Source organism: Aquabacterium sp. UBA2148, assembly GCF_002328915.1.
GTDB lineage: Bacteria > Pseudomonadota > Gammaproteobacteria > Burkholderiales > Burkholderiaceae_C > Aquabacterium > Aquabacterium parvum.
This window is the reverse complement of the sequence record NZ_DCXA01000330.1, coordinates 1-827: the sequence shown is the minus strand read 5'-3', so window position 1 is coordinate 827 and position 827 is coordinate 1. Positions and strand designations below refer to the sequence as shown.

General features: G+C 67.0%; 1 protein-coding gene and 1 pseudogene. Both read right to left on the bottom strand.

The features are described 5' to 3' along the window. On the bottom strand, window positions 1–503 hold a 503-nt coding region (locus B2W70_RS18380; protein ID WP_286748033.1), incomplete at its 3' end, for an AraC family transcriptional regulator ligand-binding domain-containing protein. Between the two features lie 22 nt (window positions 504–525). Continuing rightward, window positions 526–827 (bottom strand): annotated as a pseudogene (locus B2W70_RS18375) (alpha/beta fold hydrolase); the annotation flags it as partial.

Below are 827 nucleotides of genomic sequence, written 5' to 3'. Positions count from 1 at the left end.
GCGACGGTGGTGAAGATGCCTTCGGCGAAAGGCCAGCCGATGGCCGGGTCGTTGTCGGGCACTTCAAAGCTCAGCGCCAGGCGCGCTTCGTGCCCGTGCTCGGAGAGCTTGAAGCGCATGTACGGGTTGACCAGCTGCGGGATCCATTCGAGGGCCCGCGTGGCGTCGCGCAGCGTGGCGCTGGTGGTGATGAAGGTCTCGACGTCTGAGAGGTACTCGAAGGCGAAGGTCTCACCCAGGGCCAGCGGGAAGTGTTGAGCGCTGCCGTTGCGGCGCGTGGCTTCCACGCAATGGTGCATGACGCGCTGGATGGTGACGCGGTCGACGGTGGAGGTGGCAGGGTGCAGGTGCAGGGTGTCGAGGCCTTCCTGGCGGAAGATGGCCTCGATGTCGACGCCGCACAGGCGGGCCGCACGGACCCAGTTCGTCACGGTGACGAAGGGGATGCGTTGTGGCAGCGGGGGCTCACCAGTGGGCGGTGGGGCGGGGCGGGTGTCGGGCACGGTTTGGAGCGATGGGACCAGCTCAATCAGGCGAGGACGCCAAGTCTGCCTCGAAGCGACGCAGCCAGGTCAGCACCTCGGCGACGGTCTCGCGCGGGTGCTCGAAGGGGTAGAGGTGCGAGCCATCGATCCAGGACAGGCGCTTGCCCACGATCTGCCGGGTGCCCGAGAGGCCGACCAGTCGCGACTCGCGTGAGCGGGTGCCACCGATGAAGGCCACCGGACATTGGAAAGGGTGGCGTTTGAACTCCTGCAGCAGGCCATGCGGCATGGTGTTGTAGATGGCGGTTTCGACCTCGCGGCGAAAACTCAGCAGGCGGGCAC